At 67.2% G+C, this 13,523-nt stretch carries 12 protein-coding genes; 5 read left to right on the top strand and 7 right to left on the bottom strand.

The genetic code is table 11. From position 1 onward, the window contains the following. Window positions 1–469: 469 nt before the first annotated feature. From Q7V45_RS02560 to Q7V45_RS02550, 3 genes are all read right to left on the bottom strand, one after another. Window positions 470–925, bottom strand: coding sequence for a hypothetical protein (locus Q7V45_RS02560; RefSeq protein WP_304846457.1), 456 nt, complete (start codon window positions 923–925; stop codon window positions 470–472). A gap of 29 nt (window positions 926–954) precedes the next feature. After that, a complete protein-coding gene (gene ettA, locus Q7V45_RS02555) occupies window positions 955–2,628 on the bottom strand; it encodes an energy-dependent translational throttle protein EttA (protein WP_304846454.1) in 1,674 nt (557 codons plus the stop codon). A gap of 187 nt (window positions 2,629–2,815) precedes the next feature. After that, the gene (locus Q7V45_RS02550) at window positions 2,816–3,361 is read right to left on the bottom strand and encodes a GNAT family N-acetyltransferase (RefSeq protein WP_304846451.1); all 546 of its coding nucleotides are present in this window, start codon (window positions 3,359–3,361) and stop codon (window positions 2,816–2,818) included. 135 nt (window positions 3,362–3,496) lie between these two features. Here Q7V45_RS02550 and Q7V45_RS02545 point away from each other — a divergent pair, with 135 nt between their 5' ends. Then, window positions 3,497–6,943: a NahK/ErcS family hybrid sensor histidine kinase/response regulator gene (locus Q7V45_RS02545; protein WP_304846448.1), complete on the top strand. Its 3,447-nt coding sequence runs from the start codon at window positions 3,497–3,499 to the stop codon at window positions 6,941–6,943. Window positions 6,944–7,018: 75 nt separating this feature from the next. Here the strand turns inward: Q7V45_RS02545 and Q7V45_RS02540 are convergent, their stop codons facing one another. From Q7V45_RS02540 to Q7V45_RS02525, 4 genes are read right to left on the bottom strand one after another with little or no spacing between them, the layout of a single operon-like run. Next, window positions 7,019–7,657 carry a response regulator transcription factor gene (locus Q7V45_RS02540; RefSeq protein WP_304846445.1) on the bottom strand — a complete coding sequence of 213 codons (639 nt, stop codon included), beginning with the start codon at window positions 7,655–7,657 and terminating at the stop codon, window positions 7,019–7,021. 31 nt (window positions 7,658–7,688) lie between these two features. Further along, window positions 7,689–9,146 carry a DUF294 nucleotidyltransferase-like domain-containing protein gene (locus Q7V45_RS02535; RefSeq protein WP_304846442.1) on the bottom strand — a complete coding sequence of 486 codons (1,458 nt, stop codon included), beginning with the start codon at window positions 9,144–9,146 and terminating at the stop codon, window positions 7,689–7,691. Then, the gene (locus Q7V45_RS02530) at window positions 9,139–9,801 is read right to left on the bottom strand and encodes a 3'-5' exonuclease (RefSeq protein ID WP_304846439.1); all 663 of its coding nucleotides are present in this window, start codon (window positions 9,799–9,801) and stop codon (window positions 9,139–9,141) included. Before Q7V45_RS02530 ends, Q7V45_RS02535 begins: the two co-directional genes overlap by 8 nt. Next, a complete protein-coding gene (locus Q7V45_RS02525; RefSeq protein ID WP_304846436.1) occupies window positions 9,798–10,394 on the bottom strand; it encodes a hypothetical protein in 597 nt (198 codons plus the stop codon). Before Q7V45_RS02525 ends, Q7V45_RS02530 begins: the two co-directional genes overlap by 4 nt. Before the next feature lie 231 nt (window positions 10,395–10,625). Here Q7V45_RS02525 and Q7V45_RS02520 point away from each other — a divergent pair, with 231 nt between their 5' ends. From Q7V45_RS02520 to Q7V45_RS02505, 4 genes are all read left to right on the top strand, one after another. After that, window positions 10,626–10,895 carry a DUF4212 domain-containing protein gene (locus Q7V45_RS02520; protein ID WP_304846433.1) on the top strand — a complete coding sequence of 90 codons (270 nt, stop codon included), beginning with the start codon at window positions 10,626–10,628 and terminating at the stop codon, window positions 10,893–10,895. A gap of 13 nt (window positions 10,896–10,908) precedes the next feature. Beyond that, on the top strand, window positions 10,909–12,798 hold the full coding sequence (locus Q7V45_RS02515) for a sodium:solute symporter family protein (protein WP_304846430.1): 1,890 nt from the start codon (window positions 10,909–10,911) through the stop codon (window positions 12,796–12,798). Between the two features lie 63 nt (window positions 12,799–12,861). Beyond that, a complete protein-coding gene (locus Q7V45_RS02510; RefSeq protein ID WP_304846427.1) occupies window positions 12,862–13,182 on the top strand; it encodes a hypothetical protein in 321 nt (106 codons plus the stop codon). Between the two features lies 1 nt (window position 13,183). Continuing rightward, window positions 13,184–13,513, top strand: a complete 330-nt coding sequence (locus tag Q7V45_RS02505; protein ID WP_304846424.1) for a hypothetical protein — start codon at window positions 13,184–13,186, stop codon at window positions 13,511–13,513. The last annotated feature ends 10 nt before the right edge of the window (window positions 13,514–13,523 follow it).

Genomic DNA, 13,523 nt, shown 5'->3' with positions numbered 1-13,523 from the left:
CTGAGAGCTTGTGAATCTTTGAGCAGGGCATGGGGATGCTGAACTTTTGAGATGCTTTCGAATCTTGGCCGCCTTCTCGCGATTCCATTTCGTTCGTCACACGTGGATCGCGAGAATCAAAATTGCGCGGTTGTCAGGCATACGTTTCGCAGTCGAATAGATTCACAAACTCTGAGGAGGCCCGAAGGGCCGTCTCGAAGCATGGGCACGAGCACCACGTTTATTGCCCATCCTTCGAGACGCACGCCTTGGGCGTGCTCCTCAGGATGAGGATGGTGTGTGGGTGAACTTAATGCGGAAAGACGCTAGCAGGCGGTCGAAGTAGGCATTTCGGGAGCCCGGTGAGCAACATTGTTACGCCGACGGTCGCCCAGACCCAGGATTCGGGGGGTGCGACATTCGTTTCATGTATTTCGATTATTTTGTTTGTTTCGTTTATTCGCCAGGACCCTGATTTTTCGACGGCCTGTCATCGCTTCGCCGGAGGCAGCACCCTCTGGATCATCGCGAACAGGAACGCCGTCGTGAGGCCGAACAGCAGCATGCCGTTCACCGCTTCCAGCGCCCCCAGCATCTTCCACTGGTGGGCGAGGTGGATGGTGGTGTCGCCGTAGGTGGTCAGCGCGCCCAGCGAGTAGAGCATGGCGGAGCGGTTGTCGGGGATGGCGTCCAGGTAGCGGAAGGCCAGCGCCCAGATGCCGCCTTCGAGGATGTGCAGGGTCGTCACCAGCGTCACCGCCATCGCCATCACCAGGGAGAAGATGAGGGTGACGTGGCGGCCGCGGTCCCGCATCCTGTCGAGCACCCGGTCGACCCGGGCGGTGAAGACCGCCAGGCAGAGGATGTGGATGACGCAGGTGAGGGCGATCAGCGGCACGCCCCATGCCCAGTCTTGTCCCCACTGGACTTCGTTGAGCGGGTTCATGCCGTGCCGCCGTTCCTGGGCCCGCCAGTCTAGCGGACCAGCGGCTTGTACTTGATGCGGTGCGGCTGGTCGGCGTCCGTGCCGAGGCGGCGGTGCCGGTCGAGCTCGTAGTCCTGGTAGTTGCCCTCGAACCACTCGACATGGCTGTCGCCCTCGAAGGCCAGCATGTGGGTGGCGGTACGGTCGAGGAACCAGCGATCATGCGAGATCACGACGGCGCAGCCGGCGAACTCGACCAGCGCCTCTTCGAGCGCGCGCAAGGTGTCGACGTCGAGATCGTTGGTCGGCTCGTCGAGTAGCAGGACGTTGGCGCCGCTCTTCAGCATCTTGGCGAGGTTGACGCGGTTGCGTTCGCCGCCCGAGAGCTGGCCGACCTTCTTCTGCTGGTCGGCGCCCTTGAAGTTGAACGAGCCGCAATAGGCGCGGCTGGACACTTCCCTGGTGCCGAGCTTGATGATGTCGAGGCCGCCCGAAAGCTCCTCCCACACGCTCTTGTTGGGATCGAGCGTCTCGCGGCTCTGGTCGACATAGCCGAGCTTCACCGTCGGGCCGACCGAGAAGGTGCCGGTGTCGGGCTTGTCGAGGCCGGTGATCATCTTGAACAGCGTGGTCTTGCCCGCGCCGTTGGGGCCGATGACGCCCACGATGCCGCCCGGCGGCAGGTTGAAGGTGAGGTTGTCGATCAGCAGGCGGTCGCCGAAGCCCTTGGAGATGCCCTCGGCGCGGATGACATGGTCGCCCAGGCGCGGGCCGGCGGGGATGACGATCTGCGCCCGGTCGAGCGTCTGCTGGCTGTCCTCGTCCACCATCTGCTCGTAGGCCGCGATACGCGCCTTGCTCTTGGAGCGGCGGGCCGACGGGCTGGTGCTCATCCACTCGAGTTCGCGCTGCATGGTGCGGCGGCGGGCGTCGGCGGTCTTCTCTTCCAGCTCGAGGCGCTTGTCCTTCTGCTTCAGCCAGGACGAGTAGTTGCCTTCCCACGGGATGCCGGCGCCGCGGTCGAGTTCGAGGATCCAGCCGGCGACATTGTCGAGGAAGTAGCGATCGTGGGTGACGGCCACGACGGTGCCGGGGAACTCCGCGAGATGGCGTTCCAGCCAGGCCACCGACTCGGCGTCGAGATGGTTGGTCGGCTCGTCGAGCAGCAGCATGTCGGGCTTGCTGAGCAGCAGGCGGCACAGCGCCACGCGGCGCTTCTCGCCGCCCGAGAGATTCTCGACATTGGCGTCGGACGGCGGGCAGCGCAGCGCGTCCATGGCGATCTCGACGGTGCGGCCGAGGTCCCAGCCGTTGCCGGCGTCGATCTTCTCCTGCAGCTCGCCCTGCTCCTCGATCAGCTTGTCCATGTCGGCGTCGGGATCGGAGAAGGCGTTGGACACCTCCTCGAAGCGCGCCAGCATGCGGGCCATCTCGCCGGCGCCGTCCATCACGTTGCCCAGCACGTCCTTGGCCGGGTCGAGGCCGGGTTCCTGCTCCAGCAGGCCCACCTTCACGCCCTCGGCCGCCCAGGCCTCGCCGGTGAAACTGTCGTCGCGGCCGGCCATGATCTTGAGCAGGGTCGACTTACCGGAGCCGTTGAGGCCGAGCACGCCGATCTTGGCGCCGGGCAGGAACGACAGCCAGATGTCCTTCAGGACCTGCTTGCCGCCGGGAAAGGTCTTGTTCAGACCCTTCATCACGTAGATGTACTGGTAGGATGCCATGCTGATTCCTTGATGTGCAGCGCTTGTAGCTGCCCCGCCCAGACGGTTCAATGACGGCGGGGAGAAACGCGCAGGCATGCTGGCCGAACCGGCTGTGCCGGCTGGTCGTTGCCATCTACTTCTCGAGGAGGTTCTACGGTGTGGTCGGGGGACGGGACCGCAAGTTTGGCATGCACCTGATCTCCAATCACTTGTCCTCATTCCAGTCCGAGCGCAGCACCTCGTACCAAACCTCCCCGTCTTCAGTGCCCGGGATAGGAGCGGGAAAGTCCGGAAAACTTGTGCGGACGTGTTTCATGCCGATCTTTTCCATCACGCGGCGCGAGCCGTGGTTCACTGCCATGGTGCAGGCGGCGATCCTGTCGTACCCGGCGCTCCTGAATCCCCAATTGACCAGAGCCAAGGCTCCTTCCGTTGCCAGCCCCATGCCCCAATCCTCCCGACGCAGGCGGTATCCGATCTCGGCGAGAGTCTGAGTCTCCGGAAACAAGCAGAACCATCCGACGAACGCGTTGGTGGCCGTTCGCCGCGCCGTCCAAACATACGGTTCCGATCCTCTCGGCATGAGGAATGTCACGTCCTCCGGATCGGTATTCTCATGGTCGACCGCACCGCCACTCAAGAAGTGCATCACCTCTGGATCGAGCTCGAGGTCGATGAAGTCCGCGCGGTCACTCGGGCTGCAAGGGCGCAATGTGAGAGTGATTGTTTGCAACACGGTCACTTCCGCCATCTTTGGATAACCCAGCACATATCGCGGACGGTATCTGGCAAGGAAGTTCAAGTCATTACCGGCAGGAAGCCATAGGACAAGCTTGTCGTCGCCCGACCGAACAGGTTCAATGCCGTCGGGGAGAAACGCACACGCATGCTGGCCGAACCGGCTGTCCTGGCCCTGTCGCTGGCCTATCTGGGGCTGCTGTTCGCCGTGGCGTATTTCGGTGACCGCCACGCGCGCGACTGGTCGCGGAACTCGGTGGCGCCGATCGTCTACGGTCTCTCGCTGGCCATCTACTGCACCTCCTGGACCTTCTACGGCGCGGTCGGGCGGGCGGCGACCTCGGGCATCGACTTCATCCTGATCTATACCGGCCCGGTCCTGGTCGTGACCCTGGGCTACCCGATCCTGCGAAAAATGGTCAGGGTCGCCAAGCAGCACAACGTCACCTCGATCGCCGACTTCCTGGCCTCGCGCTACGGCAAGAGCCGCGCCGTCGGCGTCACCGCCACCCTGTTCGCGACGGTGGGCGTGCTGCCCTACATCGCCCTGCAGCTGCAGGCCGTGTCTTCGTCGTTCCGCACCATCGCCGCACCCACGCCGTGGGTCGGCGGCGCGCCGGGCGTGGTCCATGCCGACACCTCGCTGATCGTGGCGGCGCTGATGGCGCTGTTCACCATCCTGTTCGGGGTGCGCAACGTGCAGGCCTCCGAGCAGCATCGCGGCATGATGCTGGCCATCGCCTTCGAGTCGGTGGTGAAGCTGCTGGCGCTGCTGGCGGTCGGCCCTTTTGTCGTGTGGTTCCTGTTCGACGGGCCGGCCGACCTGATGGGGCGCCTGGCCGAGGCGCCGGCCGTGGCCGAGCGGCTGACGCGCGAGGCCTCGCCGCTCACCTGGGTGGTGATGTCGCTGCTGTCGGGCATGGCCTTCCTCTGCCTGCCGCGGCAGTTCCACGTCGCCGTCGTCGAGCACGACCATCCTGCGAGTCTGAAGACCGCGCGCTGGCTGTTCCCGATCTATCTCGTGCTGATCAACCTGTTCGTCGTCCCGATCGCGGCGGCGGGCCTGCTGCTGCTCGGGCCGCAGGTCAGTCCCGACCTCTATGTGCTGAAGCTGCCGCTGGTCGGCGGCGAGAACTGGCTGTCGGCCTTCGTCTTCATCGGCGGCCTGTCGGCGGCGACGTCCATGGTCATCGTGGCCTGCATGGCGCTGTCGGGCATGATCGGCAACGAACTGGTGATGCCCTACCTGCTGCGCCGGCAGGCCGGGGTGGCGCGCGACATGGGACCGCTGGTGGTGTTCGTGCGCCGCGCCGCCGTCGTGCTGATCCTGATGGCGGGCTACGCCTACGAACGCATCATCTCGGGCTACCTGCCGCTCGCCTCGATCGGCATGATCTCCTTCTGTGCCGTCGCCAACATCGCGCCGGGCCTGATTCTGGGCCTCTACTGGCAGCGCGCCCACCGGTTCGGCGTGGTGGCGGGACTGGCGGGCGGCTTCATCGTCTGGCTCTACGCCCTGTTGCTGCCGACCCTGCACCAGAGCGCGGGCGCGGGGACTGAGGGGGCCCCGGTGGCGCCGTTCATGCCGTGGCTGCCGGGACCGTTGGCCGCGCTCGATCCGGTGCTGCAGGGCTTCCTGGTTTGTATCGCAGTCAATACGGCGCTGCTGGTCGGCGTGTCGCTGGCGGTCCGGCCGGTGGGGCGCGACCGCGAGCAGGCATATGCCTTCGTGTCGGGGGGCTTCGTTCCGGGTGCCGAGGCCAAGCCGCCGGCCCCCCGCACGCCGGCCGATGCCGCCCGCATCGAGGAGCTGCGCCAGCTGCTGGCGCGCTTCGTCGGCGTGGAACGCGCGGCCCGGGCGCTCTCGGGCGAGCTTTCGATGGAGGCCGCGCTCGCCCGCACCGAGCGCATGCTGTCGGGCACGCTGGGGGCGGCATCGGCGCGCGTCATCGTGGCGGCGTCGCGCCGGCGTGGACGGCTGCTGCCGCGCAGCGCCCGCGCCATCATCGACGAGGCCTCGGAGGCGATCCGCTACAATTACGAGATCCTGCGCAACACGCTCGACCATGTCGGCATGGGCATTGCCGCGTTCGACCGCGAGGGGCGGCTGGAGATCTTCAACGACCGTTTCACGGCGCTTCTGGCGCTCGACGACGATGCCGTGGCGGTCGGCGTTTCGCCGCAGGAATTCGGCGCGACAGCGGACGTCGTGGCGCTGCTGCGCCGGCCCGCGACGCCGCAGACCCACGAGATCGCCACGCGCGGCGGCCGTGTGATCGAGCTGCGCCTCGATCCGCTGCCCGAGGACGGCTTCGTCGCCACCTGCAACGACGTCACGGCACGGGTGCACACCGCCCAGGCGTTGCGCGACAGCGACAGCCAGCTGCGCCGCGCCGCCGAGACGCTGGAGCAACGCGTGGTCGAGCGCACGGCCGAGCTCGAGGCGAGCCGCGCCGAGGCGGAGGCAGCCAATCTCGGCAAGACCCGCTTCATCGCCGCGGCCAGTCACGACCTGCTGCAGCCGCTGCACGCCGCGCGGCTGTTCACGGCGGCGTTGATCGACCGCGATCCGCACAACGATCTCGGCGGCAAGATCGATGCGAGCCTCGGCGCCGTCGAATCGCTGCTCGATGCGCTGCTCGACATCTCCAAGCTCGATGCCGGCGCCTTCAAGCCCGAGAAGCGCCCGTTCGCGCTGCAGCCGCTGTTCGAGTCGCTGGCCACCGCCTTCGCGCCGACCGCCGCCCGGCGCGGCGTCGAGCTGGTGGTCGTCCCGACGCGCGCCTTCGTCGACACCGATCCGGCTTTCCTGCGCCGCATCCTGCAGAACCTGCTGTCGAACGCGCTGCGCTACGGCCGCGTCGAGAACCGCCCGGCGCGCGTGCTGCTGGGCTGCCGCCGCGTGAACGGATCGCTGCGCATCGAAGTGCGCGACAACGGGCCGGGCATCGCATCCGACAAGCAGGAACTGATCTTCGACGAGTTCGTGCGGCTGCAACCGGAGGACGAGGGTCCGCGCGAGGAGCGCGGCCTCGGCCTCGGCCTCGCCATCGTCGACCGCATCGCGCGCATGCTCGACCTGCCGGTGGCGCTGGCCTCGGCGCCGGGGCGTGGGTCGACCTTCTCCATCACCGTGCCCCGTGTGGCGGCTGTGCTCACGCCGTCCGGTGCCGTGCCGGCGCCGCAGCCGATGCCGTCGATCGAGGCAGAGAGCTTCGTGCTCTGCCTCGACAACGAGGCGCGGGTGCGCGAGGCGATGGCGGCGCTGCTGGGCGGCTGGGGCTGCAAGGTCGCGACCGCGGCCACGCAGGCCGAGGCGCTCGATGTGGTGGCACGAGCCGGCCGCCTGCCCGACCTCGTACTCGCCGACCTGCATCTCGACGAAGGCGTCGATGGACTAGACGCGGTGGTGGCGCTGCGCGAGGCCTGGGGCCGTGCAGTGCCGGCCGCCCTCGTCACCGCCGATCGCGATCCGACGCTGCGGTTGCGGGTGCGGGCGCTGCAGGTCGAACTGCTGCACAAGCCGGTGAAGCCGGCTTCGCTTCGTGCGCTGCTGAGGTTGCGCAGTGCTGCGGCGGGGCGCCTGACAGCGTAGCAGTCAGCTGAGGTGGCACACTGCCGACTTCACCGAAATTGGAGCGACAGCGCACCGGTGCGCAATCGCGTCAGGTCAAGTCCTGATCGTGTCGGTCGGCAGTGCGAGTCCGCGTGCCTCGATGACGGCCTGGGTGCGGGAGCGGACGCCCAGCTTGCGCAGGATCACCGTCACGTGCGCCTTCACGGTCGCCTCGCCGACGCTGAGCTTGTGCGCGATCTGCTTGTTCTGATCGCCCTGCACCATCAGGGCCAGCACGCGCCATTGCTGCGGCGTGAGCTGCGCGGCGCGCTGGGCGAAGGTGTCGACCGTGGCGCCTTCGGGCGGCGCGAAGATCTCGCCGTCGAGCACGGCGCGGACGATGGCCGCGATCTCCTCGAGCGGGGCGGACTTGTCGATATAGGCGGAGGCACCGAACTCGTAGGCGCGCTGGACGACACCGGCTTCGCGGGCCGCCGAGACGATGATGATCGGCACGGTCGGATGCTCGGACCGCAGGCGTGCGAGCCCGGTCAGCCCGTCCATGCCCGGCATGTCGAGGTCGAGCAGCACGGCGTCGGTGTCGGGTTGCCGGTCGAGCGCGGCTTGCGCCTGGGCCAGCGTGCCCGCCATGCTGAATTGCGCGCCGGCAAACGTCTGGCCGAGCGCCGACGCCAGGGCGTCGCGCACCATCGGGTGATCGTCGGCAACGAGAAAACGCTCGCCATCGGCCATGGCAGCAGGGTGGCCATTGTCATCGCCGGTATCAAGCCGCTTGTTCGGGCCGGCGGTTGCTCAAGGTTCGCTGCACGAAGTCGGAGATCGTGGTGACCGTCCGGAGCGCCTTGGCCAGCCGATGTGCGCCGCGCCGGCCCAGGCGGCGGAGCTCGACATGGTTCGATGGCGGCCGCCCTTCGGCAATGTCGGCGATTTGCTGGTCGAGGATCGCCTCGACCAGTACGGCCCGCGCGGCGGCCAGATCGTCCGCCATGTCGGCCGCCAGGCCGGCCTTTGCCGCAGCGCCGGCGAGCCGTGCATCGGTGCCCGGCGCGGCGATCCTCCAGGCGAGCGCCGCAACGCGGGCGCCGGCGACCAGCGGAAACAGCCCATGACGCTTAAGGTCGATGCGCCCGTTTTCGGTGCGCACTCGATTGAACCAGCCGAAGGCACCGCTGGCGTCGCCGCCGGCCTCGGCGAGCAGGCGGAGGAACAGCGGCGAGCGGGAAGCTGCGGCCATCGCGTGTCCACGGAGCTCGGCAGCGAGGCGCCGTTCGCCGGTGACCGGAACGAAGTCGTAGAAGATATCGACGTTGAGAAGCGCACCTGGCTGTGGCTTGTCGACCCATTGCCCGACCCTTCCTTGCCAGGTGGCGGGCGTGCCACGGAAGGCCGCATTTCGTGCCATCACGCCGCCGGCACAGAGTGGTATGCCCGCCGTCGCCAGCATCTCATTGAGACGGTCGGCGAAGGTCCCGAACCACGGATCGTGCTCGTCTCCCTCGTGGATCAACGCATTGTCCTGGTCGGCCGCGAGCAGGGATTCGCCTCGGCCCGCCGAGCCCAGCACCAGCAGGCACCAGGGCGCGGGCGCCGGAGCAGGCATGCTGGCTGCCGCGAGGGCCGCGGCGCGGGCCGTGAGATCGCACACGATGCCGGAGACAACAGCCGAGACCTGCACTGCGGGCACCTCCTCGACACGCAGAGCGGCGGCAAGGGACGGCAGCTTCCCGTGCGCCTCGCGTAGCGCGTCCGCTTCGGTCGCCTGCTCGATCTCGTCGCCGAGGGTAAGTGCGAGCGTCGCGCGCTGCTTGAGCAGCGCTCCGGCCGTCAGCATCCCCACGGCGCGGCCGTCGTCGTCGACCACCGCAAGATGCCGCACGCCGTGGCGTGACATCCGGCCGATCGCACGATAGGCCAGTGCGCCGGAGCCGACCGTGTGTACAGGGTAACTCATGACCTCGCCGAACTGGCGCGACAGCAGTGCCGGATCCGTCGCGACGATGCGCAGGATGTCGCGTTCGGTCAGGATTCCGCTGGGGCGGCCCTGGTGGTCGACGGCGACGACGGAGCTGATCCGCCGCTTGCTCATGAGGCGCGATACCTCGGCAACGGTCGCCTCCGGCAGGGCCGAGACCAGTGGCGCCGACATGAGTTCGGCCACGCGGTGGCGATAGGGAAAGCTGTCGATTCTGCGCAGCGAGTCGGTGCGCATGGCGTCAGGCAAGCGGCCCGCGCTGCAGCCCGACCGCACCACCCAGCGTGGCGCGCTGCTGGCTGCGCAGCCGGTGGGCGATCGCGACGAAGAGATCGGCCGCCATCAGGGCGTCGCCGGCTGCCGTATGCCGTTCCCCGCGCAGCCTTACTCCGAGGCGCGCCAGAAGATCGACGAGATCCAGACGATCGACCGGTAGCCCCAGTCCGGCTGCCATTGCGGCAGTATCGAGGCTTGCCGGCTCCCGCCACGGCCGGCCGATCCGGCGCGCTTCGGCCGCGAGAATCGCGAGATCGAAACCGATGTGGTGGCCGACCACGATGCGATCGGCCAGCGCCGCCGTCAGCTCATCCCAGACATCCGCGATCGACGGCGCGCCGGCCACGCGCCCGGCGTCGATCCCGTGAATGGCCGTCGCGCCGGCAGGGATGGGAACGCGCGGGTCGACGAGAAGGTCGAGTTTCGGGCGCGGCTCGACGTCGAGGCCCGTTGCTATGCTGATGACGGCGAAGGACACGATTCGGGCGGACCTGACCTCCAGTCCGGTGGTTTCGCTGTCGATGGCGACCATCTCGAGTGCCTCGAGAGGCGTATGGGCCGGCGTTCGCGGCCGCTGACGCCTGCGCCGGGCGGCGAGGAAGCGATCGAAGATGTCCGCGATGATCATGCTGCGGGGCCCAGCGCCTTCCGCAACGCATCGGCATCGAGGCGGCGGGGCAGGCGATCGTTGAAGGAGATCAGGCCGAAGGTCACGGCAGCGGCCAGCACCTGGCGTTCCTCCTCGGCGTTCTTCGAGCGGGCCGGCACGTGCTCGTGGATCATGATGCCGGTCCGGTGTCCTATCGCCTTGAAGTCGAGCCGATAATCGGACGGGGTGCCGGCGAAGCGGCTGAGCAGGGCCGCATGGCGATCGCTCCAGCCGCCGGGTCGATGGACCGGCGCCGGATACTCGCCCAGCGCGTCCGCGTAGATACGGACCAGTGCCGGATCGAGCTCGGGGCCGCCGTCGAGAAAGGACCGCACGACGAAGGTCATGTCGGCGGCGATTGCCGCGAAGGCTTCCCAGCGGCAGACCGCGAAGGCGTCGTTGAAGGCGGGATCGCCGAAGGCCGACTGGCCGAACCAGGCGAGCGTATTGCGCGAGAATTCGTAGGTCGACCGTTGTGCCACGTACGACGCCTCACCGCTGACGAAGCGCGTGAGTTGGGCGCGCGAACGGATTCGCGTCGGAAAAAGATAGCTCTTGAGCCCTGCCAGCATCCTGAGTCTCGTCGGCTGCGCCGCCTGTGAATGGCTATTCGACTAAGGTAGGGGAGCGCCCTTCCCCGACAGTGATGTACGTTCACGCAGTCTGAGTAAACGAGAAGCAAGAAACAAGGCGTCCGAACAACCGGGCGATGGGGAGTAAGCGTACGTTCGGGGAAAACCCCAACTCATCGCAACGGTGATGGTTCAGCGGCGCCTCCAGCGTGTCCTTGGAGGAACGAGCACATGGCGGAAAGCAGACTGACGGCCTCGCAACAGGCCGCCTATTGGGAGAAAACGAAGCGGCTGATGCTTGTCATCCTCGCCGCATGGTTCTTCTTCAGCTTCGTGATTCACTTCTGGGCGCCGCAGCTCAACCAGATCCGGATCATCGGATTTCCGCTGGGCTACTACATGGCGGCCCAGGGCTCGCTGATCGCCTTCGTCCTGATGTGCGTCTGGAACGCCAAGTCGCAGGACAGGATCGATCACGAATTCGGCGTCCAGGACGAGTGACGGGGGAACGACCATGGCTGCCACCCAGGGCGGGTTTCTCGCCAATCTCGGGCGCATCTACGCCCTCTACACGGGAACCTTCATCGGGTTCACGATCTTCATCGGCCTGCTCGAACTGCTGGGCGTGCCGAACCGGGTCCTCGGCTATCTCTTCATCTTCCTGACGCTCGGCGTCTACGCGCTGATCGGCTGGCTGGCGAGGACCGCCGAGGTCAACGAATACTATGTCGCCGGCCGCGCCGTTCCCGCCTTCTACAACGGCATGGCCACGGGCGCGGACTGGATGAGCGCCGCCTCGTTCATCGGCATGGCGGGTTCGCTCTACTTCGGCGGCTATGGCGGCCTGGCCTTCGTGCTGGGCTGGACCGGCGGCTACGTTCTGGTCTCGATCCTGATGGCGCCGTACCTGCGCAAGTTCGGGCAGTTCACGGTGCCGGACTTCTTCAGTGCACGTTACGGTGGCAACGTGGCGCGTGCCCTGGCCGTCGTGGTGCTGATCACCGCCTCCTTCACCTATGTCGTGGCGCAGATCGTCGGTGTCGGCATCATCACCGCGCGCTTCCTCGACATCCCGTTCCAGCTCGCCTGCTTCGTCGGCCTCCTCGGCATCCTGCTCTGCTCGATGCTGGGCGGCATGAAGGCGGTGACCTGGACGCAGGTGGCCCAGTACATCATCCTGATCATCGCCTACCTGATCCCGGTCGTCGTGCTGTCGGCCAAGGTCACGGGCGTTCCGATCCCGCAGATCATGTATGGTCAGGCGCTCGAGAAGATCGAGGCGCTGGAGAAGACCTTCGGCGTGGCCCAGCCCTATGCCTCGGCCTTCACCGATGCCAAGGGCGCCTACAGCCCGACGGCGATGTGGAACTTCTTCGCCCTGATCCTCTGCCTGATGGTCGGCACGGCGTCGCTGCCGCACATCCTCATGCGCTACTTCACCACGCCGTCGGTCAAGCAGGCGCGCGACTCGGTGGCGTGGTCGCTGTTCTTCATCTTCCTGCTGTACTTCACGGCACCGGCCTACGCGGCCTTCGCCAAGCTGGAAGTGTACCAGCACGTGATCGGGCAGCCGATCGCCAGCCTGCCGGCCTGGGTCTCCTCGTGGGGCAGCATCGGGCTGGTCGGTGCCTGCGACGGCGCCAATGCCGCCCAGACCTTCGCGCTCTGCAAGGGCGTCACCGGCAACGGCGACGGCATCCTGCAGCTCTCGGAGTTCCGCCTGCACACCGACGCCGTCGTGCTGGCGACGCCGGAAATCGCCGGCCTGCCCTACGTGATCTCCGGACTGGTCGCGGCCGGTGGCCTCGCCGCCGCGCTGTCGACCGCGGACGGACTGCTGCTCGCGATCGCCAACGCGCTCAGCCACGACATCTACTACAAGATGATCGACCCCAACGCCGACACCAAGCGGCGACTGGTCATCAGCCGGATCCTGCTCGGCCTGGTGGCTCTGGTCGCGGCCTACGTGGCCGGCACGCTGGGGGCGGACATCCTGTTCCTGGTGTCCTGGGCCTTCTCGATGGCGGCGGCCGGCCTGTTCGCGGGCCTCGTCCTCGGCATCTGGTGGAAGAGGGCGGGCGATGCGGCCGGTATCTGGGGCATCATCGTGGGCTTCGGGCTCTGCATGTTCTTCCTGATCGCGACCGAGTTCTACGGGCCGTGGGTCAAGCAGAGCCTGAGCTGGATGGGCGACATCAACATCGTCAAGATCCGCGGCCGCGACGTTGCGTACATCTGGGGCATCAACAACATCTCGGTCGGCATCTTCGGCATCCCGGCGGCGTTCATCGCCATGCTGATCGCCGGCTGGGTGAGCAAGCCCGCATCGGCCGAGATGCAGGACTTCATCGACTCGATCCGCGTGCCCGCGGGATCGGTGCGCAATGCCGAAGCGGCCCATTGACGGCCGCCTCGATCCAATGAGAGTGAGGGCGGGGCGCAAGCCTCGCCCTTTCCATTTGCGAACATGAACCAACCCGACTTCTTCTGGGGCTACCTGCCCTTCTGGATCCTGAACTACGGGCTGTCGCTCGTGGCCTGGGCCTGCATAGGGCGCTGGATGCTCGCGTTCTTCGTGCCGGCCCTGCAGCCTCGGAACTACATCTGGCGTTCCTTCGTCTGGCTCACCGGCTGGGCCATCGCCGCGGTCGGCTTCGTCACGCCGGCCTCGCTCGGGCAACGCTGGCTGCCCCTCATCACCGCGTTCTGGCTGTTCTGGCTGCGCACCGGCATCTACTTCGCCATGGCCTCGGCCGGCATGACGCCGCGCCTGGCGGGTGGGGGCTGAGATGCTCCGTCACCAGGTCTTCGCTCTCGTGCTGGGGCTCGCCGTCTTCAACGGCATCTTCTCGCCGCTGGTCCATCTCGTCGCGGCCTACAGCCTGATCTGGGCACCGCCCTGGCTGCCCAACGATCCGAGCGTCACCTTCTATTTCGCGAGCCTGATCGTGGCGACGACGACGCTCCTCCTGTCGGGCGTGCCGGCCGCCCTGATCGAGCGTGGCTTTCCCGCCTCGCGCGAGGCGCCCGGCCCGAACTGGGTGTGGGCCCTGGTCGCGCTCGTGCTCTGCTTTCCCGCCCTGGTCCGCGTCTTGCTCATATCGGGTGCCGTGCAATAGTCTGGGTCCA

It is taken from the genome of Reyranella sp. (assembly GCF_030651995.1).
Taxonomy (GTDB): domain Bacteria; phylum Pseudomonadota; class Alphaproteobacteria; order Reyranellales; family Reyranellaceae; genus Reyranella.
Note: the sequence above shows the minus strand (reverse complement) of the source record. Positions and strands in the feature narration are given on the sequence as shown.

Excerpts from the sequence above, each read along its gene's own strand:
- Q7V45_RS02520 (WP_304846433.1), top strand. The coding sequence starts at position 10,626 with ATGGCGGAAAGCAGACTGACGGCCTCGCAACAGGCCGCCTATTGGGAG.
- Q7V45_RS02545 (WP_304846448.1), top strand. The coding sequence starts at position 3,497 with ATGCTGGCCGAACCGGCTGTCCTGGCCCTGTCGCTGGCCTATCTGGGG.
- Q7V45_RS02530 (WP_304846439.1), bottom strand. The coding sequence starts at position 9,801 with ATGATCATCGCGGACATCTTCGATCGCTTCCTCGCCGCCCGGCGCAGG.
- Q7V45_RS02550 (WP_304846451.1), bottom strand. The coding sequence starts at position 3,361 with ATGGCGGAAGTGACCGTGTTGCAAACAATCACTCTCACATTGCGCCCT.
- Q7V45_RS02515 (WP_304846430.1), top strand. The coding sequence starts at position 10,909 with ATGGCTGCCACCCAGGGCGGGTTTCTCGCCAATCTCGGGCGCATCTAC.
- Q7V45_RS02505 (WP_304846424.1), top strand. The coding sequence starts at position 13,184 with ATGCTCCGTCACCAGGTCTTCGCTCTCGTGCTGGGGCTCGCCGTCTTC.
- Q7V45_RS02510 (WP_304846427.1), top strand. The coding sequence starts at position 12,862 with ATGAACCAACCCGACTTCTTCTGGGGCTACCTGCCCTTCTGGATCCTG.
- Q7V45_RS02525 (WP_304846436.1), bottom strand. The coding sequence starts at position 10,394 with ATGCTGGCAGGGCTCAAGAGCTATCTTTTTCCGACGCGAATCCGTTCG.
- Q7V45_RS02540 (WP_304846445.1), bottom strand. The coding sequence starts at position 7,657 with ATGGCCGATGGCGAGCGTTTTCTCGTTGCCGACGATCACCCGATGGTG.
- Q7V45_RS02560 (WP_304846457.1), bottom strand. The coding sequence starts at position 925 with ATGAACCCGCTCAACGAAGTCCAGTGGGGACAAGACTGGGCATGGGGC.
- ettA (WP_304846454.1), bottom strand. The coding sequence starts at position 2,628 with ATGGCATCCTACCAGTACATCTACGTGATGAAGGGTCTGAACAAGACC.